At 65.2% G+C, this 24,319-nt stretch carries 11 protein-coding genes; 3 read left to right on the top strand and 8 right to left on the bottom strand.

The window, feature by feature from the left end; genetic code table 11:
* Positions 1 to 106: 106 nt before the first annotated feature.
* The 8 genes from LB572_RS04285 to LB572_RS04250 all read right to left on the bottom strand — a co-directional run bounded on the left by LB572_RS04285 (position 107) and on the right by LB572_RS04250 (position 14,002).
* Positions 107 to 1,093: a sulfate ABC transporter substrate-binding protein gene (locus LB572_RS04285; RefSeq protein ID WP_224666843.1), complete on the bottom strand. Its 987-nt coding sequence runs from the start codon at positions 1,091 to 1,093 to the stop codon at positions 107 to 109.
* Positions 1,094 to 1,286: 193 nt separating this feature from the next.
* A complete protein-coding gene (locus tag LB572_RS04280) occupies positions 1,287 to 2,327 on the bottom strand; it encodes a sulfate/molybdate ABC transporter ATP-binding protein (RefSeq protein WP_224666842.1) in 1,041 nt (346 codons plus the stop codon).
* A gap of 14 nt (positions 2,328 to 2,341) precedes the next feature.
* A complete protein-coding gene (gene cysW / locus LB572_RS04275; protein WP_140803586.1) occupies positions 2,342 to 3,226 on the bottom strand; it encodes a sulfate ABC transporter permease subunit CysW in 885 nt (294 codons plus the stop codon).
* Positions 3,219 to 4,070 carry a sulfate ABC transporter permease subunit CysT gene (cysT, locus tag LB572_RS04270; protein WP_140803584.1) on the bottom strand — a complete coding sequence of 284 codons (852 nt, stop codon included), beginning with the start codon at positions 4,068 to 4,070 and terminating at the stop codon, positions 3,219 to 3,221. The genes cysW and cysT overlap by 8 nt, the downstream gene beginning before the upstream one ends.
* Before the next feature lie 93 nt (positions 4,071 to 4,163).
* The gene (locus LB572_RS04265) at positions 4,164 to 5,192 is read right to left on the bottom strand and encodes a sulfate ABC transporter substrate-binding protein (protein ID WP_140839575.1); all 1,029 of its coding nucleotides are present in this window, start codon (positions 5,190 to 5,192) and stop codon (positions 4,164 to 4,166) included.
* Positions 5,193 to 5,391: 199 nt separating this feature from the next.
* On the bottom strand, positions 5,392 to 6,102 hold the full coding sequence (locus LB572_RS04260; RefSeq protein WP_412033532.1) for a M15 family metallopeptidase: 711 nt from the start codon (positions 6,100 to 6,102) through the stop codon (positions 5,392 to 5,394).
* A gap of 253 nt (positions 6,103 to 6,355) precedes the next feature.
* On the bottom strand, positions 6,356 to 8,446 hold the full coding sequence (gene pbpC / locus LB572_RS04255; protein ID WP_224666840.1) for a penicillin-binding protein 1C: 2,091 nt from the start codon (positions 8,444 to 8,446) through the stop codon (positions 6,356 to 6,358).
* Between the two features lie 75 nt (positions 8,447 to 8,521).
* Positions 8,522 to 14,002: an alpha-2-macroglobulin family protein gene (locus LB572_RS04250; RefSeq protein WP_224666839.1), complete on the bottom strand. Its 5,481-nt coding sequence runs from the start codon at positions 14,000 to 14,002 to the stop codon at positions 8,522 to 8,524.
* A 277-nt stretch (positions 14,003 to 14,279) separates the two neighbouring features.
* On the opposite strand from LB572_RS04250, the gene LB572_RS04245 reads away from it, so the two are divergent.
* The 3 genes from LB572_RS04245 to LB572_RS04235 all read left to right on the top strand — a co-directional run bounded on the left by LB572_RS04245 (position 14,280) and on the right by LB572_RS04235 (position 24,193).
* Positions 14,280 to 16,208, top strand: coding sequence for an autotransporter assembly complex protein TamA (locus tag LB572_RS04245; RefSeq protein WP_224666838.1), 1,929 nt, complete (start codon positions 14,280 to 14,282; stop codon positions 16,206 to 16,208).
* 2 nt (positions 16,209 to 16,210) lie between these two features.
* Positions 16,211 to 22,267, top strand: a complete 6,057-nt coding sequence (locus tag LB572_RS04240; protein ID WP_224666837.1) for a translocation/assembly module TamB domain-containing protein — start codon at positions 16,211 to 16,213, stop codon at positions 22,265 to 22,267.
* A 264-nt stretch (positions 22,268 to 22,531) separates the two neighbouring features.
* Complete coding sequence (locus LB572_RS04235) at positions 22,532 to 24,193, top strand: ABC transporter substrate-binding protein (protein ID WP_140803572.1); 1,662 nt, start codon at positions 22,532 to 22,534, stop codon at positions 24,191 to 24,193.
* The last annotated feature ends 126 nt before the right edge of the window (positions 24,194 to 24,319 follow it).

Genomic DNA, 24,319 nt, shown 5'->3' with positions numbered 1-24,319 from the left:
ACGTTTTTCACGTTGGACGCCAGATTTCCCCCGCGAAATGCCGGCCGGCTTAAATGAGGAAGCCGGCTAAAGCCGGCTTTCCTGCGCTTCCTGATTGTATAGCGGTTCAGCGGCTGCCATAGGCCTGATCGAGCAGTCCGCCGGCGGCGAAATGCTCCTTCTGTACTTTGTCCCAGCCGCCGAAGACTTCCTCGACAGTCAGCAGCCGGACATCCGGGAAGTCGGCCTTGTGCCTGGCGGCGACCGTCGCGTCGCGAACCCGCAGACCGTTCTCGGCGGCAATCTCCTGGCCGTCGGCCGTGTAGAGGAAGTCGAGATAGGACTTGGCGAGGTCGCGGCTGCCGTGCTCGTCGGCGACCTTGTCGACAACCGCCACGGGGAACTCGGCCAGCAGGCTGACCGAAGGCGTGACCTGTTCGAACTTGTCGTCGCCGTATTCCTTGCGGATACCGCGCGTCTCCGACTCGAAGGTGATCAGCACGTCGCCGATCTCACGCTGGACGAAGGTGGTGGTGGCGGCGCGGCCGCCGGTGTCGAAGATCGGCACGTTGTTGAAGAGCTTGGTGATGAACTCCTTCACCTTGGCGTCGTCGCCCTTGAAGGCTTCCTTGGCGTAGGCGGTGGCGGCGAGGTAGGTGTAGCGCGCATTGCCGGACGTCTTCGGGTTCGGGAAGATCACCTGCACGTCGTCACGCACCAGATCGTTCCAGTCCTTGATGTGCTTGGGATTGCCGGCGCGGACCAGGAAGGACGGTAGCGAGTAGAAGGGCGAGGCGTTGTCCGGGAAATCCTTTTGCCAGCCGGGTGAGACAAGACCCTTCTTGACCAGGAAATCGACGTCCGTGACCTGGTTGAAGGTGACGACATCGGCGCCAAGACCTTCGGCGATCGCGCGCGCCTGCGCCGAGGTGCCGGCATGCGACTGATCGACGGTGACGCCCGGGTGCTTGGCGATGAAGGCCTTGTTGACGGCGACGAACAGCTCGCGGCCGACGTCATAGGATGCATTCAAAAGCTTGTCGGCCGACCAGGCTTGGGAGGACGCGAGGACGAGGCCGGCAACAGCTGCGATGCCGAACAATAGACGCTTCATGAAAACAGGCTCCTTGGAAATGCATCAAGCTATGGCGAGACCATAGTCGGGAAAGCCTGGTGCGACGAGGCACGCGCTCCGAGCGGTGGGCGAAGCACTGGAAAAAATCTCGCCAAAACAGCTCTTTGCTAGGATTTTCTTCCAGGCGGATTCATGGATGGCGTCAAGCCGGGGCGCCGGAGTGGAAGACGGTTCAGGATGCGGGAAAAAGCTTCCAGCGCCGCGGCCTGAAGGCGACGCGGCTCTTCTGCGCGGCCGGATGGTCGACCGGCAGCTCGATCTCGACGCGCCGGCGCTCGCCGCCGACCTCGAGCTCGACCCGCCTGGTGCCGGCAACGCGGCGGCTGGCGGCAACCGTTCCGGCGATGCAGCCGCTGCAGCCGTCGAGCAGGTCGACGTCATGCGGGCGGAAGTGGAGAACCGCCTCGCCGGGCGGCGCATGCGGCGCCTGCAAGCCGATCGGCCGGTCGGCGATCCAGACCTCGCCGTTCTCGACCTTGACCGGCAGCGAGCTCGACTCGCCGATGAAGGAGTAGACGAAGGGCGAGTTCGGCGTGTCGTAGATATCGTCGGCGGTGCCGACCTGCTCGATGCGGCCCTGGCTCATGACCACGACGCGGTCGGCGAGCTCCAGCGCTTCTTCCTGGTCATGCGTGACAAAGACGGTCGTATGGCCGGTGCGGTCATGGATCTCGCGCAGCCAGCGGCGCAGCTCGCGGCGGACCTGCGCGTCGAGCGCGCCGAACGGTTCGTCGAGCAAAAGCACCTTGGGCTCGATCGCCATGGCGCGGGCCAAAGCCACGCGCTGGCGCTGACCGCCGGAAAGCTGTGCCGGATAGCGTTTTTCCAGGCCCGACAGCTGGACGAGGTCGAGCAGTTCGAGCGCCCGGCGGCGGATTTCCTGCCCCGACGGCCTTGCTGCACCGTGCCTTACCTTCAGGCCGAAGCCGATATTGTCGGCAACCGTCATGTGTCGGAACAGCGCGTAATGCTGGAAGACGAAGCCGACATTGCGCTCCTGGATCGACTTCTGCGAGGCGTCCTCGTCGCCGAAGAAGATTTTTCCCCGTGTCGGCCGCTCCAGCCCGGCTATCAGCCTGAGCAGCGTCGTCTTGCCGGAGCCGGACGGGCCCAGCAAGGCGATCAGTTCACGCGATTTGATATCGAGCGAGACGTCATGGAGCGCCGGAAACCGCTCGAACTCCTTGCGCACGTTGGCAACGCGAACTTCCATAAAAAAGACCTTTGTCAGTGCCCGCGCGTGGCGGCGAGCTCGGCGCCGTAGCGCATCTCGAGAAGCGTTTTCAAGACCAGCGTCACCAGCGCCAGGCCGGCGAGCAGCGAAGCGACGGCAAAGGCGCCGACGGCGTTGTATTCGTTGTAGAGGATCTCGACATGCAGCGGCATGGTGTTGGTGAGGCCGCGTATGTGGCCCGACACGACCGAGACCGCGCCGAACTCGCCCATGGCGCGCGCGTTGCACAAAAGCACGCCGTAGAGCAGCCCCCATTTGACGTTGGGCAGCGTCACGTACCAGAAGGCCTGCCAGCCGCTGGCGCCCAGCGAAAGCGCCGCCTCTTCGTCGCCATTGCCTTGTTCCTGCATCAGCGGGATGAGCTCGCGCGCGACGAAGGGGAAGGTGACGAAGATGGTGGCCAGCACGATGCCGGGCACGGCGAAGAGGATGACGATGCCATGCGCCTTCAGCCAGGCGCCGAGCAGACCTTGCGCGCCGAAGAGCAGCACATAGACAAGGCCCGAGATGACCGGCGACACCGAGAAGGGCAGGTCGATGAGGGTGGTCAGGAAGGCCTTGCCCTTGAATTCGAACTTGGCGATCGCCCAGGCGGCCGAGATGCCGAAGACGACGTTGAGCGGCACCGAGATCGCCGCCACAAGCAATGTCAGGCGGATGGCGGAGCGCGTGTCGGGGCCGGAAAGGGCCTCCATGTAGGCGCCGATGCCTTTGGCCAGCGCCTCATGGAAGACGACGATCAGCGGCAAAAGCAGGAAGACGGCAAGGAAGGCAAGGGCGATTGCCATCAGCACGGCCTTGACGGGCCGGCTTTCGGTCACCGCTGCCGACTGGCTCTCGTGATGCGGCTCGTAGGATTTGATCTCGGGATCAGCCATAGCGCTTGCGGCTCCATGTCTGGACGAGATTGACGACCAGAAGCATCAGGAAAGAAAGCGCCAGCATGATCGCGGCGATCGCGGTCGCCGCCTCGTAATTGTACTCCTCGAGCCGGATCACGATCAGAAGCGGCGCGATCTCGGACTTGAAAGGCAGGTTGCCTGCGATGAAGATGACCGAGCCGTATTCGCCGACGCCGCGCGCGAAGGCGAGCGAGAAGCCGGTGACGATCGCCGGCGCCAGGCCCGGGAAAAGCACGCGGGTGATGATCTGGAAACGGCTGGCGCCGAGCGTGGCGGCCGCTTCCTCGACCTCCTTGTCGAGTTCTTCCATGATCGGCTGGACGGTGCGCACGACGAAGGGCAGGCCGATGAACACCAGCGCGATGACGATGCCGAGCGGCGTATAGGCGACCTTGATGCCGAGCGGCATCAGGAGATGGCCGATCCAGCCGTTCGGCGCATAGAGCGTGGTGAGCGCGATGCCGGCGACGGCCGTGGGCAGGGCGAAGGGGAGGTCGACCATCGCGTCGACGATGCGGCGGCCGGGGAAACGGTAGCGGACCAGAACCCAGGCGACGAGGGTGCCGAACACGACGTTGACGACAGCCGCCAGGAAGGCGGTGCCGAAGCTTATCTTCAGCGCGTTGAGGGTGCGTCGGTCAACGGCGATCGCCCAGAAATCGGTCCAGCCGAGCGCGGCCGAACGCCAGACCAGCCCCGAAAGCGGGATGAGGATGATGAGCGTGAGGTAGGCAAGCGAGAAGCCGAGCGTCAATCCGAAGCCCGGAATGACGCTCGGCTGTCTGAACCGCCACCCCGCCTTGGCGGGTGCTGTGGTCATGCTGTTCTGGATCGTCCCTTCTATTCAAACCAGAATGGCTTTGCGCGGTCGCATCCGGCCGGTATGCCCGGGAGCCTTACCGGCCGCCCGGCCTCACTGCGCCGGCTTGTAGATCTGGTCGAATATACCACCGTCGCCGAAATGGTAAGGCTGCGCTTTCTTCCAGCCGCCGAATTGCGGGTCGTCGATGGTGACCAGCTTGATTGCCGGGAGCTTGGCAAGGTCCTCGGCCGGCACCAGGTCGGGCTTGGCCGGGCGATAGTGGTTCTTGGCGATGATGGTCTGGGCTTCCTTGGAATAGAGCCAGCCCAGATAGGCCTCCGCGACCTTGCGCGTGCCCTTGGCATCGACATTGGCGTCGACGACCGCGACCGGCGGCTCCGCCAGGATCGAGGTCGGCGGGTAGACGATGTCGAAATTGTCGGCGCCGAATTCGTCGAGCGCGAGATAGGCTTCATTCTCCCAGGCGATCAGCACATCGCCCAGGCCCTTCTGCGCGAAGGTCACCGTCGAGCCACGCGCGCCGGTGTCGAGGACCGGGACGTTCGCATAAAGCTTGCCGACGAACTCCTTGGTCTTGGCTTCGTCGTTGCCGTCATTGGCGTTTGCATAGGCCCAGGCGGCAAGATAGTTCCAGCGCGCGCCGCCGGAAGTCTTCGGGTTCGGCGTGATCACCTGGACGCCGTCCTTCACCAGATCGCTCCAATCGTGGATGCCCTTGGGATTGCCCTTGCGCACCAGGAAGATGATGGTCGAGGTGTAAGGTGCCGAGTTGTTCTCGAACTTCGTGCGCCAGTCCGGGTTGATCTTCTTCGTCTTCGAGACGATGGCGTTGATGTCGCCTTCCAGCGCCAGCGTCACGACGTCGGCGTCGAGGCCGTCGATCACCGCCCGGGCCTGCGCGCCGGATCCGCCATGCGACTGCTGGATGGTCACGGTTTCGCCGGTCTCCGCCTTCCAGTGCGCGGCAAACGCCTCGTCATAGGCTTTGTAAAGTTCACGTGTCGGGTCGTAGGACACATTCAAAATGGTCGTGTCGGCGAACGCGAAACCGAGCGTGCCGAACTGGACAGATGTGGCGACCAGCGCGCCGAGCAGTTTCCTGAAATGAGGTTTGGTCATTCCCGCCTCCGTTGAACTGCTGCGAACTCTACCGAGTTTATAGAATTTAGATGCATTGAATGTTGCCTTTTTCGCCTCCTCGAAGCAATTTTTCGCCGTAATTGGGCTGGTAGAGGAAATAACTTCCTCAGCTTTGACCGCATGCATCCCGTCAGCCGGGCTAATTAGAAACGGTCGAGGCCAGGGCAAGCCTGGTGGCTCAATCGGCGGTGACCGGAAAATGGAAGCGCTGTTTCGGGAAAGGCTCTTTGACTAGGGTGAAGTGCCACCATTCGCGCGCATAGTTGCGGAAGCCGGCGGCGCGCATGGCGGCAAGCAGCATCCTGCGGTTCGCTGCCGCCTCGGCGGAAAGAGGGCGATGCGCCGTCTCGCTCGTCGGATCGAAGCAGTCGAAACCGGTGCCGAAGTCGAGGGTGCCGCCGTCGGGCGCGCCGCAGGCCGGATGAACGGCGCTTTTCTTGCCGGTCCCGGCGATGGCGAGGTCTACCGTCGAGCCGCGCGAATGGCTGGACAGTTCCCCGACATAGCCCTTGGCGATGAGGTCGCCGCGCTGGACTGTTGGATACCATTGTGGATCCGGCGGGCCGCCTTCTCTCGTCCATTTGCCCATGTCGTCAACGGCGCGGGCCGGGCGATAGCAGTCGAAGACGACCAGCGTCAGGCCCCTGGCGGCCATTGCCTTCTGGACGCCGGACAGCGCCTTCGCCGCCTGCGCGGTCAGGATGCAGACCGGCGCGTCATAGCCATCGGCCTTGCGGTGCAGGAAGTTGTCGAGGCCGGCGTAGCGGATGTCCTGGCGGATGGTCGGGTCGACATCGGCAAGCCTGACGAAGCCGGCGGGCAGGGGATCGGCGTGGGCCGAGAGAGGGCTCGCGATTGCCAGCGCAAGCCCCGCGAAGAACGTTCCCAACAAAGGTTGGCGCGAGGCCCCCCTCTCTGCCCTGCCGGGCATCTCCCCCGCAAGGGGGGAGATTGGCAGTTTCGGCGCCGCCTCCGCCTTTTCAACGTTGAAGATTAGCGAAGGCAACGAGGCGAATAATCTCCCCCCTTGAGGGGGAGACGGCCGGCAGGGCAGAGAGGGGGGCCTCGCGCCATACATCAGGCCAGAAGTTTCGTGGCCAGGAGCCTTAGAAAGCGCAACCCGCTGAATCGCTTGCCGCGTTCTACTCAACGAACACCTTCACGCTCGCCGCGCGTCCGGCCGCGTCGATCACCGTCAGCGTCGAATAGCCGGTGCCATCGGGCTGCCAGGTCGCGGTGCGGCGGCGGTCGATGCCGGCTAGCGGCTTGCCGTTGGCGAGCCAGCGGAACGGCGCGCGGCCGCCTTGCAGTTTCAACACCAGCGGCGTGGCATCGGCTGAATTCGTGCCGAGGTCGACGCGCGCGCCATTGGGCGGGAAGATGATGGTCGGCGCCGGCTCGGTGACGGTGGCCTGCACCAGACCGTCGGCGCCGGCGCCGAAGCGGGCAAGCGTTACCGGCAGTTCATCGCGTTTGGGGTTGAAGACGCCCGGCGGCCGGCTGGGCAGCGGCACGCTGGCAAGGCCGGAACGGACGAAGCCTTCGAACAGGATGGGTGCCGCCGAGACATAGCCGGACAGGCCGGGGACGGGGCTCGCATCGGCGCGGCCGACCCACACACCCAGCACGTAGCGGCCGTCGAAACCGACCGACCAGGCATCGCGATAGCCGTAGGAGGTGCCGGTCTTGTAGGCGATGCCGCGCTGCATGGCGCCTTCCGGCGGCTTCACGCCGGATAGGATATCGTTGATCTGCCAGGCCGCCTGGTCGTCGAGGATGGTGGCGGTGGTGCGCTCGGCATTGGCCGGCTCGGTGCCGTCATGCAGCGTGTGCATCTTGCCGCCATTGGCGAGCCCCGTATAGAGCTGCACCAGGTCGCGCAACGTCACGCCGACGCCGCCGAGCCCGATCGCCAGGCCTGGCGCCTCGTTGACCGGCAGGATCGGGTTGACGCCGGCCTGGCGGAAGCGCGCCGTCAGCCGCGCCGGACCGACGGCGTCGAGCACCCGGATCGCCGGCACGTTGAGCGACAATTGCAGCGCCTGGCGGATCGAGACATCGCCCTGGTAACCCATGTCGAAATTCTTCGGACGGTAGCCGCCGAAATCGGCTGGGCTGTCCTCGATGATCATCTCCTGAGCCACCAGGCCCTGCTCGAAGGCAAGTCCGTAGATGAAAGGTTTGAGCGTCGAGCCGGGCGAGCGCACCACTTTGGTCATGTCGATCCAGCCGGAGCGGCTGGCGTCGAAGAAATTGGCGGAGCCGACTTCGCCGAGGATGTCGCCGGTGCGCGCATCGGCCATGACCATGGCGACGGAAAGTTTTGGTCCGAGCTTCCTGGCGGCATCCCTTGCCACCTGTTCCAGCCCTTGCTGCACGCTCTTGCGGATGGTGAGCTGCAACGGCTTGCCGGGCACGGCCTTGGGCAGCATGGCATAGGAGGCATGCGCGGCCAGCGCCGGCAGCTTGCGGCGCAGGCCGGCAACATCGTCGAGCGCGGCGCGCACGGCTTCGCGCTCGCCGAGCAGACCGGCCGAGACCATGCGGGTCAGCACGCGGTCGCGCGCGGCGTGGGCGGTGTCCAGGTTGCGGTCGGGCCGGCGTTTTTCCGGCAATTGCGGCAGCGCCACGAGCAGGGCGGCTTCCGACACGGTGAGCCGCTTCGGCTCCTTGCCGAAATAGGCGAGCGATGCGGCGCGCACGCCTTCGAGATTGCCGCCGTAGGGCGCCAGCGTCAGGTAGCGTTCGAGGATTTCCTGCTTGCTGAGCCGCCGTTCGATCTGGATGGCACGCAGCATCTGCTTGAGCTTGGAGCCGAGGCTGCGGCTGTCGCGCGGCTCGATCAGCCGGGCAAGCTGCATCGACAAGGTCGAGCCGCCGGACACGATATGGCCGCTTGTGACGAGCTGGCCGGCGGCCCGGCACAGCGCCAGCAGGTCGACGCCGCGGTGATCCCAGAAGCGCTTGTCTTCATAGGTGACCAGCATGTCGACGAATTGCTTGTCGACCTGATCGAGGCGGGTTTCGAGCCGCCAGTAGCCGTCCGGCGTCGCGAAGGCGCGCAACAGCTGTCCGTCACGGTCCTGGACCTCCGTCGAGACCGTCAGCTTTGCCGGCAATGGCGGCGGGAAGGCGCGGTCGAGCTCCCAGAGCACGGCGATCGAAAGCGCTGCGAAGCCGGCGATGCAGAGGCCTGCGATTGCGGTTCGTCTGAAGAATTTCTTGGAGAGCATGTCGCTGCCCCTCATCCGCCTGCCGGCACCTTCTCCCTGTATCGTGACAGGGAGAAGGCTAAACCGGCAACCTTGCTATTCCGCCTTGACCTCCATCACGCCGGTGGCGGTGCGGGCCGAATATTGCGGACGGTACATGTCCTCCACCGTCGCCGCAGGATGGGCGTAGGTGCCCGGCGTCACGGCGCGCACGACATAGGCCAGCGTGATGTTGCGGTCACCGTCGCCTTCGTTCGGATTGAAGGCGGCGACGAAGCGGTCGTCGCGGAACTCCAGATGCGCGGCGTCGGTCTGCGCCAACCAGGAGAAGTTCGACAATTGCGCGCTGGAAACCAGGCTCGGATTGTCGATCTCGAAGCCGGCCGGCAACAGGTCGGTGATCAGGAGCCGCGACGGCCATTTGTTCTGCTCATAGACCTTGAGCACGACCACGTAGCGCTCGTTCTGCTTGGCTTCGGTGACATTGGCCGCGGTGCCGTCGAGCTTGTAGTAGGTGCGATCGATGGTGAAGCCGTCGCCGCCGGCCGGCAGCGGATCGACCGGCGCGGCAACCGCCGTGACCACCGCCTGCAGCGGCGTCGCGCCGGTGTTGGCGATGGTGAGCGGGCTGTCGACAAGCTCGCTGCCGGCGACTTGGTCGGAATAGCCGCCCGAATGCGGCGCTCCGTTGACGGAAAGCGTGATGGAATCATTGCCTTCCTTCAATGCCCGCGCGGCCAGCAGCATCCAGGATTCGTCCTGCGTGCTCGTCCAGCGGGCATCGGCGCGCGCCACGCCCACCAGCTTGATCAGCTGCGGCATGATGCTCGGCACCGGCTTCGATTCCGCCGCCAGCGCCAGCATCGCTGCGCCATCGCGCAGCCGCGAGCCGTAGTCGGAGCGGTACCAATCGTAGTCGGTTTCCGACTGCGCCAGCCTGAGCGCCGTCTGGAAGGTCGATTCCGAACGCTGCGTGTCGCCGTAGAGCGCCAGGCTTGCCGCCAGTTGGGCGACGGCCATCGGGCTGGAGAAAGCTTCGAGCTGCGTGTCGGCGTAGTAGCGCAGATCGCCGATCGAGGCCTTCTTGTTGCGGGCGAGCACGTAGAGCGCATAGGCGATCTCGCTGCCCTTATCCTGGACGTCCTGGTCGTAGCCGAGCGAGTTCTGCAGGTTGTTCAGCGCCTGGTTCATGGCGAGCGCCGGCACGTCATATTTCTCCTCGCGCGCCCGGGTCAGGAATTCGCTGACATAGGCGTCGAGCCACAGATCGCCGGAACCCGGCCCCCAGAGGCCGAAGCTGCCGCTCGACGACTGATAGGAGAGCACCTTGTAGATGGCGTCCTGGATGCGCTGATGCAGGTCCGGGTCGTTCTCCATGCCGATGCTCTTGGCCATGTCGTTGACATAGAGCAGCGGCATGGCACGGCTGGTGGTCTGCTCGGCGCAGCCATAGGGGTAGCGGTCGAGCGACATCAGAAGCGACGGCACGTCGAGCGCGGAGGACTGCGAAACGCCGACGCTGACCGAGGCGCCGTCGAGCACGCTTGCGGCAAGCAGTTCCTTGTCGACGCGCAGCGAGCCGCCATTGGGCTTCAGGTCGACAACCATGCGGTTGGTGACCGGAAGCTGCGCCGGACGCACCGGCAGATAGAGCGTTTGCTCGGCTTGCGTGCCGTCGGCGTGGGCCAGCTTGACGGTAATCGAGGCGTCGCCCGCGGTCTTCGCGACCAGCGGGAAGGTGAGCGACTGGCGCTTGCCCTGGGCGAGCGTCAGCTTCTCGGGCAGGGGTTTGTCGCCGGTCGTAAGGTCTCCGGTCGTGGTGACCGACAAGGCGTAGTCCCCGGCCGGGCCATCGGTGTCGGCGATGTCGAGGCGCATGGTCGCCGCATCGCCCGGCGCCAGGAAGCGCGGCAGGCCGGCGGTGATTACCACCGGATCGCGCACGATGACGTCGGTCTGGGCATGGCCGACCGCATCCTTGGTCCAGGCGACGGCCATGACGCGCACGGTGCCGTTGAACTGCGGGATGTCGAAATCGACCCGCGCCTTGCCGTTGGCGTCGAGCTCGACCGGGCCGGAGAAGAAGGCGACCAGCTTTTCGGTCGGCGGGCTGCCTTGCGCCTGCATGTTCGCGCCATCGCCGCCTGTCCGTATCTTACCCATGGTGCCGAGCGAGCCGTCGATCAGGCGTCCGTAGAGGTCGCGGATCTCCAGCCCCAGCATGCGCTGGCCGAAGAACCAGTCCTCGGGATCGGGCGCCTTGTAGTTGGTGAGGTTGAGGATGCCGACATCGACGGCAGCCACCATCACATAGGCATTGCTGCCGGCTTGAGCGCCGTTCACCGCAACGGGGATCGACAGCTGCTGGCGCGGCACGGTCTTTTCCGGCGGTGTCAGGCTGACCGCCAGCTTCTTCGAGCCCGGATCGACGGACAGCCATTGGATGCCAATGGCGCGGGCCGGCATGCGCGATTCCTGCGCGTCGCCGGGCCGGAACAAGGTCGCCGTGATATAGGCGCCGGCGCCCCAATCGTCGCCGACCGGGATGTCGACGGTGCTGCCGCCGGCCGGCACCGAAGCGGTGACCGTCTTCAACAGCTTCTCGGCGCCGATGGTGACCAGAAGTTCGCCGGCAAAATGCGGCGAGACCTTCAGCTTGGCGACCTCGCCGGCGGCGTAACTGTCCTTGTCCAGCGCGATCTCCAGGCCGTCGGGCGTCTCGGTGGTGGTGGAAGCGACATACCAGCCGGCATCGAACTCATAGCTGGTCGCCGGACCGTCCGGATCGGCCGTCTCGACCTCGAGCCGGTAACGGCCCCAGTCGACGGGCAGCGACACCGTCGCCTCGCCATCGGCCTTCAGGTCGACCGCGCCATTGGCGACGGCCTTGGTGAGGTTCACCGCTTCGTAGCTCCAGGAATTGTTGGTACGGTACCATTGATAATTGCGCTCGACCTTGACCAGCGACCACTGGGCGCCTTTCAAGTCCTCGCGCTTGCCGTTCGGGTCGACGGCGATGATGCTGAACTTGGCGGTGCCGCCTTGCGGCACCTCATCATCGGCGAAATCGGGGCGAACGCCGATGACGTCGCGCTGCGGGCGAACGCCGATGTCGAGAGAGCGCTCGACGGCGCGGCCGCCGGCCTCGCGCATGCGCACGGTGACCTTGGCGTTGACCAGCTTGGTGGTCGACGGCAACTGGTCGACGGTGACCGGGAAGGTCGCCTTGCCGTCGTCGCCGACGACCGGAAGGTTGGCGAGAGGCGTCACGGTAGGCTCGCTCGACTGCTCGTCGGCCAGACCAAAGGTGAAATTCTTGAAGCTGTCCCAGCTGCTCGTGGTCGACAGCGTCATCTCGCCCTCAAGCGCCAGGCCCGCGGCCGGCGCGCCGTAGAGGAAGCGGCCGTCGACGGTGGCGTTGGCGGTCTCGCCCTGGGCGATCTCCTTCTTGTCGGCGGTCAGGTCGAACTCGATGCGATCCGGCACGAAGTCTTCCACCAGGAACATCTGGCTGGCGACCGGCGCCTGCTTGGGATCGGTGTAGATCGACACCGTCCAGGTGCCGCGCATGGCGTTGGCCTCGAGCGGCAGGTCGACGGCGTGGCCGCCCGCGGACTCGCCATTGCTGACGACGCGGCGGTTCTCGACGCCGTCGGGACGGGTGAAGATGAAGGTCAGCGGCAAGTTCTCGACCGCCTTCGCCGCGCCATCGCGGGCGAGGGCGGCGACATGCACGTCCTCGCCGGCACGGTAGATGCCGCGCTCGGTCCAGGCATAGACGTCGAGAGCGCCCGGCGAGGCGCGTCCCTCGACGCCGCGATCCGACAGATCGAAGCCGGCCTTGCCCATGTCGAGGAAGACGAAGTCGTTGTCGCCCTGCTTGGCCATCAGCACGGCCGGCACCATGCCGTTTTCGCCGCGGGTGAGGCCGGGATTGAAGACGGCGTGGCCCTCGGCGTCGGTGGTCGCGATGCCGAGGATCTCGTTGTTCTTGGCAAGCAGCGTCAATTCGGCGCCGGAAATCGGCTTGGCCGAGCCCAGCGACCGGGCAAAGACGTTGAGGCCGTCCTGGCCGGTATAGGTGGAAAGGCCGATATCGGAGACGACGAACCACTGCGTGGCGCGCGAACCATAGTCGTCGCTCTTGTCGTCGACAGGCTGAGCGGTCAGCACATAGACGCCGGGCTTGCGCTGCGGGATCGCCTCATCCACCGGGAACGAAGTGGTAACCTCCTTGTTGAGATCATTGGCGATATCGAGCGTGCCCGACCAGACGGGAGAGCCCATCTGGTCGGAAATAGTGGAGATGTCATAGCCATCGAGCTGATGCAGGAACTGATAGCCGGACAGGAGCTGCGCCAGCGAACGGTCGCCGATGCGGTAAAGCGTCATCTTGGCGGCGTTCATGTTGACGGTGACGACCGGAATGCCGCGGCGGGCGCCTGCCGGCAGTACGAAGCTGTCGCCGGTGAAGCGGGCGGACGGGGCACGGTCCTGGACGTAGATCGACAGCACGACGGGCGCTGCGATCGTCTCGCCGATCGCCGCCGGCAGGCCGGCGCGGAAGGTCACGTCATAATGCTGGCCGTGTTCCAGACCCTCGACGCAGATCTGCTTGTCTTTGGCCTCGACGGCCTTGGGCGCGGCGTTGTCGACGGTCACGAACTGCGAATAGTCGACGCCGGTCTTGACCAGTTCCTCGGAAAACTGGGCGCAGATGCGCGGCGAGGAGGAATCGGCATCGACGGTGTGCTCGACGACGCGGAAACCTTTGCGCGCCTTGAGGTCGGCGTAGTCGGCCTGGACCGCCGGCGAGCTCACCAGCGCAAGGCTCGCTTCATAGGCCTGCAGCGAAGGCCGGTAGAGGTCGCGCTTGTCGAGGCCGGCGCCGAGCAGCGCCAACGCCTCGGCGCGGGTCTTTGCCGTGCGCACCAGCTTGTAGGCGTTGAAGGCCGCCGAGGTGGCGTTCATCGGGAAAGTCGCGGGTTCGGTGGTGTTCGACGCCGGCTCCACGGCGAGTATCTCGCGCGCCAGCATCAGCCACAGCGCGCCGTCATCGGGCAGGACCGAGATCGCGGACTGGTATTTCTGCATGGCAAGGCGATGGTCGCCGGTAAGCGATGCCTGCTCGGCGGCGGCCTGCAGGGCGGAAAGGCCCTCGGTCGGCTTGTCATAGGCCGGATCGGTCAGCTTGTTGCGAAACTGCTGGGCCTGGTCGGCCATCCAGTTCGGGAAAAAGGCCAGCGCCGGCGGAGCGCCGATATCGGGGTCGCCATCGACGTTCGCGACCTTGCCGGCAACGGCGCCGGTGAAGGATTTCAGCTGGTTATAGTCGGATTTGAGAAAACACCATTTGGCCTTGGTGTTGTAGGTGAAGGCACGGCAGGCCGAGTCGCCGAGGCATGTGGTCTTGCACTGGTCGAGGCTGACATTCTGCTCCGACCGAAGGTCGAAACCGAAATAGTCGGAATTGTCGGTCGTCACGATTCGCCGGGCTTCGGCCGCAAAGGCCGCCCCGCCCAGGGCGAAAAAGATGAGAAGAAGGAAAGAGAGACCACGAGCCGCGCGCATTGCCATACCACCCTCCAGACATCGCCAGCGTCCAGGTATGATCAAGCTTCGTGCAGGCTTGTCAACGCCGGAGCGCCGCAGGTTTATCACCCGCAAACGGTTTCCATGCCGGCCAAAGGCCGGTATTTCGACAGAACCTCTGTGAGACGGATCACACTTTCTTGCGGAATCGCAAAAGGTGTGAATTCCAAGCCCGCTCTGTTTCAGACAATTGGATTGTGGCTCCTTTACGAACGTTGCGGAACTTCATTCCAATTTTAGTTTTGTCGACTAGGTTGTCTTAATGCCGGCGCATGAAACGCAGATGTCAGGAGGGTTCGCGCCAGGGTGCGGGCTTTCGCGCGCCCTGTTTTTCGCGCTCGTCTGCTCGACCGTGCTGGCCACGGAGGTGCGGCAGGCGGCGGCTTTCGAGATTTTCGGCATCAAGCTTTGGGGTTCGTCCAAGGACGAGGATGCCGAGATCGTCGATCCGCTGCGCTATTCGGTGACGATCGACGCCCCGGATGCGGACAAGGATCTGGTCAAGAAGCTCGAAAACGCCTCGGCGCTGAAAAACGACGAGGACCATCCGGTGTCCGGATCGCTCGGCCTGATGGCCAAGGCGCGCGGCGACCGCGAACAGCTCGTCGCCGCGCTCTATGCCGATGCCCGCTACGAGGGCGTGGTCACCATCACGATCGACGGCAAATCGATCGACGAATTGCCGCCGGACGCCGAATTCAAGGGGCCGCAGCCCATTCCGGTCGTCGTCAGCGTCGTCCCGGGGGCGAAATTCACGCTGGGCAACATCCGGCTGAAGGGCGATGCCGCCGGGCTGGCGAGCGCCGATTTCGGGCTGATCGCCGGCGGCGATGCCGGTTCCGGCGCCGTGCTCAAGGCCGAGGCCCTGATCGTGCGGGCGCTGAAGGACGAGGGTCGGCCGCTGGCCAAGGTGACGGACCGCGAGATCGTCGCCGAGCATGCCAGCTCGACGCTGGACGTCACGCTGACGGTGGCGGCCGGCCCGGTCGCCGGCTATGGCGATACGACGGTCGAGGGCACGGAAAAGGTCGATCGCGACTTCACCGAATACATGACCGGGCTGAAGCGGGGCCAGCAATATTCGCCGCAGGAAATCGACGATGCCCGCGACCGGCTGCTCGGGCTCGAAGTCTTCAACAGCGTGACGATCAAGGAAGCCGACAGCCTCGACGCCAACGGCAACATCCCGATCGATGTCCAGGTGAGCGAGCGCAAGCCGCGCTATTTCGGCATCGGCGGCACCTTCTCGAACACGGAAGGGCTCGGGCTCGAAGGCTATTGGGGACACCGCAACCTGTTCGGCCAGGCCGAGAAGCTGCGCATCGACGGCTCGATCAGCGGCATCGGCAGCAACAGCCTTTCGGCGCTCAACTACAATGCCGGCGTGATGTTCGAGAAGCCGGGCGTGCTCGGGCCGACGTCGAAATTCTTCACTGGCGTCAAGACGGTGTTCGAACATCCCGATGCCTATGACCATTTCTCGGTCAAGGGCGACGTCGGCGTTTCCTACGACCTCGACAAGAAGCAGCGCGTCTCGGCCGAATTCGACCTCGATTATTCGCGGATCACCGACGCCTTCGGCAAGCATACCTATCTGATCGCCAGCGTGCCGCTGCAATATGTCTATGACAACCGCGACAACAAGCTGAATCCGACCAGGGGGTTCCGCTTCCTCGCCTATGCCGAGCCGAGCTACGACATCTTGAATGGCGCGACCTTCCTGAAGCTGAAGGGCGAGGGCTACACCTACCAGTCGCTGGACACGGCAAGCCGGTTCGTGCTCGCCGAACGCGCGACGCTGGGCTCGATCGTCGGCACCGGGCTGCAGAACGTGCCCGCCGACCGGCGCTTCTATTCCGGCGGCGGCGGCTCGGTGCGCGGCTATTCCTACCAGGGCATCGGCCCGAAGGACATTGACGGCCAACCGATCGGCGGTCTCTCCTTCTTCGAAACCTCGGTCGAGATGCGCATCGGCGTCACCGACACGATCGGCATCGTGCCGTTCGTCGACGCCGGCACGGTCTCGATCAAATCCTTCCCCGATTTCTCGGATGTGAAGGTCGGCGCCGGCGTCGGCCTGCGCTATATCACGCCGTTCGGTCCGCTGCGCATCGACGCCGCCGTGCCGCTCAACCGCGATCCGGGCGATCCGCATTTCGGCATCTATGCCGGCATCGGTCAGGCGTTCTGACGATGAAGATTTCCTGGCGCATTCTCCGCATATGCCTCTACGCGCTGCTCGTCTTGCTGGTGGTGGCGATCGGCGCGCTGGTCGTGCTTACCGGCACCGAGGGCGGCCGCCAGAATCTCGCCAGCCTGATTTCGAAGATGGCTTCGAACGAGGACCGCAAGGTCACGGTCGCCGGCATAGAAGGCATCTGGTCGGGTGCGCTGAGGGTGGACCACGTCGTGCTGGAAGACCGCGCCGGCCCTTGGATGGTGGCGCGTAAGGTAGCGCTCGACTGGTCGCCGACGGCGCTGCTCTCCCGGAATTTCACTGCCGACCGCTTCGCCGCCGAGCGCATAGAGGTGGCGCGGCTGCCGCAGCCGAGCCAGCAGCCGTCGCAGGGCGGCGGCTCGACGAGCCTGCCGGTTTCGATCGACGTCAAGCAGATCGACCTGCCGGAGATCGCTCTGGGACAGGAACTGGCTGGCTCCGGCATTGCCGAGTTGGCCGCCAAGGGCTCGCTCAAGGCCGATCCGTCGCCGCTGGCGATCGAGAGTGTGCTCAACGTCTCCCGCCATGACGGCAAGCAGGGCAATGTCGACGCCAAGATCCACTTTGCGCCGGCCGACAACAAGCTCGACCTCGATCTCAAGGCGTCGGAGCCGGCCGGCGGCATCATCGCCAATCTGCTCAAGCTGCCGGATGCGCCGCCCGTCAACATCGTCGTTTCCGGCAGCGGGCCTTTGGCCAACTGGAGCGGCGTCGGCACCTTCATGGTCGATGGCCGGATCGTCAGCCAGCTGACCGGCCGGCACCAGCTGACCGACAAGGGCCATCGTATCGAAGCCAAGGGCGACGGCGAGTTCGAAGGCTTCCTGCCGGAAAAGATAAAGGCGCTGTTTGCCGGCAAGACGAGCTTCGACCTTGCCGGAACGGCGACCACGTCGGGCGGGGTCGATATCGAGCGCGCGACCATCGAGAGCGATGCGGTGCACGGCGCCGCGACCGGCAATGTCGATCCGAAGGGCGCCAGCGACCTCGCGGTCGAGCTCTCCGCCAAGGGCAAGCCGGTCACCATCGATGTCGGCAACAGCGCGGTTCCCATCCTGGTCGCGGTCGAGAAGGCGACCGTGCGCGCCTTCGGCGACGGCAAGGCGCCGATGGTCGATATCGGCACGTCGCTTACCTCGGTGGCCGTCGGCGGCACGCAGCTCAACAACATTACGGGCCAGATCCATTCCGACGGCTTCGACATCGTCACCCTCAGCGGCCCGGTCAGCATCAATCTCGCCGCCGCCGGACTGAAGACGGACGTGGCGACACTGGCGCCGCTGGTGACCGGCAAGCTTGCCGCCGATCTTTCCGGCACGATCAGCCGCGAGACCGTGACCATCGACAAGGGCACCTTGCGCAGCGATGCGCTCAATGCCGCGCTGACGGCAGGCATCTCGCTCGCCGACCTGTCGATGACGCTGAAGATGAATGCCGACGCCGTCTCGAAGGCATTGCCGCCGCAGATCAGCTCGCTGCTCGGCGAGCGCGTGAAGTTTTCGGCGACCGCGACCCGCGATCCGCAGGGCGCGTTCGCCGCCAATTCGCTGGAGCTCACCTCGGGTTCGCTGAGCGCCAGCGGCACCGCCAGCGCGCAAGGCTCGGACATCCAGGCCGATGTGAAAGGCACTCTGGGCGACGTCTCGTCGCTGTCGTCGCTCGCCGGCACGCCGCTTGCCGGCGGGGTCAATTTCGCGCTGAGCGCAACCGGTCCGCGCCTGGCGCCGGATTTCACGGTGTCCGCCGACAGCGCTAGCCTGACGGCGGCCGGCCGCACGGTGAAGGACATCAAGCTCTCGGCCAAGGGCAAGGCCGACATCGCCAATCCGACCGCCAACGTCTCGCTGACCGGCAACGCCGAGGGGCAGGCGCTCGATATCGAGGCGTCGCTGGTGACCGCCGACGGCAAGCGCTCGATCAAGGGGCTCAGCCTTGCGCTCGGCGACAACAAGGTCTCGGGCGATCTCGCGCTCGACGACAAGTTCCTGCCGCTCGGCACGCTGACGCTTGCCGTGCCCGATATCGGGCCGCTCGCGGCGCTCGCCAATCAGACCGCGACCGGCGATATCAATGGCACGATCGCCTTCGCCAAGGAGGGCGAGGCGCCAACCGTCACCATCAATGCCGCCGCCACGTCGATCGCGCGCGGCGATCTGGCGGCAAAGACGATCACCGTCAACGCGTTGATCGCCAACTATCTCAAGGGGCCTGCGATCTCGGGCACGATCAAGGCTGACAGCGTGACGTCCGGCAGCACGGTCATCAGCGGCATCGGCATCGATTTGAAGCGCGACGGCGACTGGACCAACTTCACCGGCGGTGCCACGGTGTCCGGCATTCCGGCCACCGCCACCGGGCGGGTGAAGATTGCCAACGGCACGACGAGCGTGGAAATCGCTTCCGGCGAGGCGACGGTGCGCGGCATCAAGGCGGCCATCGCCGAGCCGTCCAGCTTTTCCATCGCCAATGGCGTCGCTACGATCGAGAAGCTAGCGCTCAATCTCGGCGGCGGCTCGGCTACGGTTTCCGGCAGCGCCGGTCAGACCCTCGACCTGACGGCCAATCTTGCCGACCTGCCGGTGGCGCTCGCCAATGATTTCGTGCCCGGCCTCGACGGGGCTGGGACGGTGGAAGGCACGGCACATGTCACGGGACCATCGTCCAACCCCGACGTGCAGTTCAACGCGAAGGTGGCGGGCGCGCAGACCAGCCAGACCCGGCAGGCGGGGCTCGGGCCGCTGGATCTGGACGCTGCCGGCAGCTACACGCTGGCGGACGGCGTGGCCCTGGATCACGCCACGCTTTCGGGCCAGGGGATTTCGGGCAAGGCCACCGGTACCCTCAACCCCAACGGCGCCAGCGATTTCTCCCTCGACCTTACGTCGTCCGGACCCAGCCTGCCGCTGACGGTCGGCAGCGCCGAAAGCCCGGTCAAAATCGCGGTCCAGTCCTTGTCGGCGAAGATGGTGGGCGAGAGCACGCAAGCGCGGCTCGATGTGTCCGCAATCCTGCCGTCCATCGTGGCCAGCCAGACCAAGGTGGACGGCCTGACGCTCGCGCTGCATTCGGACGCTTTCGACCTCAGGGGACGGGCAGGCCAGGTTTCCGGCACGGTGTCGGTGGACAGGATCGGCCTCGACAATCAGTTGATCGCGCCGCTCATCGCCGGCAAGGTCACGGCCAAGGTCAACGGCCGCCTGGCAACCGATTCCGTCGCCGTCAACAGCGGGTCCTTGACGAGCGATGCGCTCAACAGCCAGGTCGCGGGCCGTATATCGCTGGGCGACGGCGTGGTCGACCTCAATATGAAGGCCGACGTCGCTTCTTCCGCCTTGCCGGCTGCGGTGCGCGGCATGCTTGGCGAGACCGCGCAGTTGAGCGCCGCGCTGAAGCGCGATGCCAAAGGCAATGTCAATGTCGACGGGCTGAAGCTGAATTCGGGCGCGCTCAGCGCCGACGGGCAGGCAGGCCTTGCCGACGGCAAGTTGGCGGCTGGGATCAGAGGTGCGTTGAGCGATGTTTCGGGGCTGTCGAAGGACGCCAAGGGCGCCATTGCCTTTGCCTTGAATGCGCAAGGCCCGGTCACCGCGCCGGACCTGTCGATGACGGTGAGCAGCGACCGCCTTTCGGTGGCGGCGCGCGAGATCACCGGGCTGAAGCTGACGGCCAGCGGCAAGGCCGATGCCGCCAATCCGGCGGCCAATGTGCAGCTCACCGGCAATGTCGCCGGCCAGAACCTGCAAGGCAGCGCGGTGCTCGCCACGACCGATGGCAGCCGCGCGATCAACGGGCTTCTGTTGTCGCTCGGTCCGAACAAGATTTCCGGCGATCTCGCCCTTGACGACGCCTTCGTGCCGGTCGGCACAGTGTCGCTCGACCTGCCCGATATCGGGCCGCTCGCGGCGCTGGCGCTGGAAAAGGCCGAGGGCAATGTGCGCGGCACGATCGCCTTCACCAAGGCGGCCAACGGGCCGAATGTCGCGATCAAGGCGAACACCTCGGAGATCAAGCGCGGCGACCTCTCGGCCAGGAATGTCGCCATCGACGCGCAGATCGCGAACTATATGGCAGCACCCGTCATCGCGGGCACTGTGCGCGCCGAGAGCGTGACGTCCGGCGGCACCGCCATCACCGGCATCGATGTCGATCTCAAGCGCGACGGCGACTGGACCGGCTTCTCGGGCGGGGCCACCGTCAAGAACATCCCGGCGAAGGCGGCCGGCCGGGTGAAGGTCGCCAACGGCACGACGACCATCGAGCTCGCATCGGGGCAGGCGACGGTGCAGGGCATCAAGGCCGCGATCGCGCAGACCTCGACGGTCACCATCGCCAACGGCGTGACGACGCTCGACCGGCTGGTGCTCAACCTTGGCGGCGGCACGGCGACGGTGACGGGCAAGGTCGCGCAGGCGCTGGACATCAACGCCAATCTGGCCAGGGTGCCGATCTCGCTCGCCAACAGTTTTTCGCCGGGCCTCGACGCGGCCGGCTCGATCTCGGGCACGGTCAAGGTCACCGGCGTGCCGGCGGCCCCCTCGGTCGCCTTCAACATCGATGCTTCCGGCGTGCAGACCTCGCAGACGCGCGGCGCCGGGCTCGGCGGCATGAATGTGTCGTCGTCGGGAACCTTTGCCGGCAACAAGCTCGCCTTCGACGCCAATATCAGCGATGGCGCCGGCCTCGGCCTCAAGGGCGGCGGCTCGGTGACGACGGCGGGCACGCCGGCCCTGGTTCTCGACTTCAACGGCAAGGTGCCGTTCTCCTTCCTTGCCTCGAAGCTCGCCGCGCAAGGGCTGGGGCTGACCGGAATCGCCAATGTCAACGTGCAGGTGCGTGGTCCGGCGTCGTCGCCGGTGATCGGCGGAACGGTGAGCACCTCCGGCGCCCGCCTGGTCGATGCCCGCTCCGGCCTGGCGGTGAACGACATCGCCGCCGACGTTTCAATCGGGAGCGGCGTGGCCAGGATCAATCGGCTCACCGGCACGCTTTCGACAAAAGGCAATCTTTCGGCCAGCGGCACGGTCGGCATCACGCCGGCGCAAGGCTTCCCGGCCGACCTGTCGATCAAGCTCACCGACGGCCGCTACACCGACGGCCGGGTGGTGACCGCCAATCTCGGCGGCGACCTGACCGTCAAGGGGCCGCTCGTCTCGGCGCCGGTGATCGCGGGTACCGTCAACCTGGCGAGGACGGTCATCACCGTTCCCGAGAAGCTGCCGGGCTCGCTGTCGGCGCTGGACGTCAAGCACAAGAATGCGCCGGCTTCGGTGCGGGCGCAGGACAAGGCGCTGCGTCCGGCGACGTCCAGCGGCAGCAGCAACAGCGGCAGCGGCCTGACGCTCGATGTGACGGTCAACGCGCCGAACCAGATCTTCATCCAGGGCAGGGGCGTCGACGCCGAGCTCGGGGGCTCGCTGAAGTTGACAGGGCCGGCTTCGGCGCCGCAGGCGGTCGGCACTTTCACCCTGCAGCGCGGACGGCTGATCATCCTCTCCAAGCGGCTGACCTTCACCGAGGGCACGATCGGGTTCCAGGGTTCGCTGGTGCCCTATCTCAACATGACGGCGACCACCACGACGAGCAGCGCCACGGTCACGATCCTCGTGTCGGGCGAGGCGACCAATCCGAAATTCACCTTCTCCTCCGTGCCGGCGCTGCCCCAGGACGAGGTGCTTGCGCAGCTCATCTTCGGTCAATCCATGTCCAAACTGTCGCCGCTGCAGATCGCGCAACTTGCAAGCGCGGCCGCGCAACTGGCCGGCGTCGGCGGCTCGACCTCGTTGCTCGAGAATTTGCAAAGCGCCATCGGCGTCGACGATCTCGACGTGACGACGGACGAGAAGGGCGGCACCGCGGTTTCGGCCGGCAAGTACCTCAACGACCGCACCTATGTGACCATACAGAAGGGCGACAAGCCGGGCTCCGGCAAGGCCACGATCGACCTCAATGTCGGTCGCGGCGTGAAGCTGCGCGGCGAGGCCAATGATGCCGGCGAAGCAAAGGGCGGCGTCTTCTACGAACGCGAATATTGAGGCCGCGCCGCCGTTTCCCTGCCTGCGCGCCACGGGCGCGGGGCCTTTATCCGCATAAAATGTATTGATTTAATCGGTCGCGGCGATTTTTTGGGAAATCCGCGTCGCGATAACAAATTTGCGTCAAGACTGTCGCTATCGCGCGAACCGGGTTGCCACCAAAGATGCACATTCCCTAGCATGTTCCTGCTCCACACCGTCTTTTGACAACGCGGTCTGGATGCGGAATGTTAAAAGGCGGAAAGCCAACAATGGGAGTAAGTCATGGCAATCTATAAGAGCAACGGTGATCGTGTTCCGGATCACATCCTGAAAATGGCCGAAGAAGCCAAGACGGGCAGCAATGTGGACCGTCGAGAATTCCTGGCATTGGCCAGCGTCTTCGGCGCATCGACGGCAATGGCCTATGGCATGCTCGGCCTCGCCGATCCGACCCCGGCCAGGGCCGAGGATGTGCAGGGCAAGAAGGGCGGCGTGATCAAGGTCGCGATGTCCATCAAGGACCCGAAGGATCCGCGCACCGCCGACTGGTCCGAAATCTCCAATGCCGAGCGCCAGGCGCTCGAGCCGCTGGTGAAATACACCAAGGAATACACCTTCGCGCCGTACCTGCTGGCAAGCTGGGACATCAATGACGACGCCACCGAATACACGCTCCATGTGCGGCCGGGCGTCGAATGGAACAATGGCGACAAGTTCACCGCCGACGACGTGATCTACAATTTCACCCGTTGGGCCGACAAGGGCGCGGAAGGCAACTCGATGCCTGGCCGCCTCGGCAGCCTGGTCGACGAGACGTCCAAGAAGCTGCGCGAGGGCTCCGTCGTCAAGGTCGACGACATGACGGTCAAGCTCAAGCTGACCAAGCCCGACATCGCCATCATCCCGAACCTGTGCGACTACCCGGCGCTGGTCGTGCACAAGACCTTCGACGAGAAGGGCGCCAACTTCAAGAACTGCCCGATCGGCACCGGTCCGTTCGAGCTGGTCTCCTACGACGTCGGTCAGAAAGTGGTCTACAAGCGCCGCACGACCGGCAAGTGGTGGCAGGGCGAGGCCTTCCTCGACGGCGTCGAGTTCATCGACTACGGCACCGATCCGGCGGCGACCGTCTCGGCTTTCGAGTCGGGCGAAGTCCAGACCAACCACGAAACCACCGCCGACTACATCAAGATCATCGCGGATGTCGGCGCGCCGGTTTCGGAAGTCGTGACGGCCGCCACGGTTGTGTCGCGCTTCAACGTCGGCAAAAAGCCCTATGACGACCAGAAGGTTCGTCAGGCGATGCTGCTCGCCGTCGACAACGCCACCGTGCTGCAGCTCGGCTACGGCAATGCCGGCACGCCGGCCGAAAACCACCATGTCGCGCCGATCCATCCGGAATATGTCAAGCTGCCCGAGGTCAAGCGCGACATCGCCAAGGCCAAGCAGATGCTGACGGAAGCCGGCGCGATCGATTTCGAGCACGAGCTGATCAGCAACGACGAGGACTACCACAAGAACACCACGGACGCGATCGCGGCCCAGCTGCGCGAAGCCGGCATCAAGGTGAAGCGGACGGTGCTGCCGAGCTCGACCTTCTGGAACGACTGGACCAAGTATCCCTTCTCGGAGACCAACTGGAACATGCGCCCGCTGGGCATCCAGGTGATCGCCATCGCTTACCGCACCGGTGAAGCGTGGAACGAGACGGCCTATGCCAATCCGGACTTCGACAAGAAGGTGAACGAGGCGCTCGGCATCGCCGATGCGGAGAAGCGCAAGGTTGTGATGAAGGATATCGAGCAGACCCTGCAGGATTCCGGCATCATCATCCAGCCTTACTGGCGCAAGCTCTACATCAACATCAAGCCCGAGGTGAAGAATCACTCGATGCACCCCACCTACGAGCACGACTTCGGCAAGGTCTGGCTCGACCAGGCGTGATCCATGGCGCGATGAATACGAGGGGCAGCCGCCCCTCGTATTTGCAGCTTCGTCGCCGTTGCATATCCTGCAGCGGTGGCGGGGCGTCATCCGCATTACGAAACAGGGTTGAACGTATCTGACCCC

The sequence above is a fragment of the Mesorhizobium sp. BH1-1-5 genome, from assembly GCF_020165615.1.
Lineage (GTDB): Bacteria > Pseudomonadota > Alphaproteobacteria > Rhizobiales > Rhizobiaceae > Mesorhizobium.
The sequence above is the reverse complement of the archived record's forward strand: the minus strand, read 5'-3'. Positions and strand labels throughout refer to the sequence as shown.

What these genes read in the sequence shown, in the direction of transcription:
- LB572_RS04280 (WP_224666842.1), bottom strand. Translation starts at nt 2,327, where the DNA reads ATGGAAGTTCGCGTTGCCAACGTGCGCAAGGAGTTCGAGCGGTTTCCG.
- LB572_RS04235 (WP_140803572.1), top strand. Translation starts at nt 22,532, where the DNA reads ATGGCAATCTATAAGAGCAACGGTGATCGTGTTCCGGATCACATCCTG.
- LB572_RS04285 (WP_224666843.1), bottom strand. Translation starts at nt 1,093, where the DNA reads ATGAAGCGTCTATTGTTCGGCATCGCAGCTGTTGCCGGCCTCGTCCTC.
- LB572_RS04265 (WP_140839575.1), bottom strand. Translation starts at nt 5,192, where the DNA reads ATGACCAAACCTCATTTCAGGAAACTGCTCGGCGCGCTGGTCGCCACA.
- cysT (WP_140803584.1), bottom strand. Translation starts at nt 4,070, where the DNA reads ATGACCACAGCACCCGCCAAGGCGGGGTGGCGGTTCAGACAGCCGAGC.
- LB572_RS04250 (WP_224666839.1), bottom strand. Translation starts at nt 14,002, where the DNA reads ATGGCAATGCGCGCGGCTCGTGGTCTCTCTTTCCTTCTTCTCATCTTT.
- cysW (WP_140803586.1), bottom strand. Translation starts at nt 3,226, where the DNA reads ATGGCTGATCCCGAGATCAAATCCTACGAGCCGCATCACGAGAGCCAG.
- LB572_RS04240 (WP_224666837.1), top strand. Translation starts at nt 16,211, where the DNA reads ATGAAGATTTCCTGGCGCATTCTCCGCATATGCCTCTACGCGCTGCTC.
- pbpC (WP_224666840.1), bottom strand. Translation starts at nt 8,446, where the DNA reads ATGCTCTCCAAGAAATTCTTCAGACGAACCGCAATCGCAGGCCTCTGC.
- LB572_RS04245 (WP_224666838.1), top strand. Translation starts at nt 14,280, where the DNA reads ATGCCGGCGCATGAAACGCAGATGTCAGGAGGGTTCGCGCCAGGGTGC.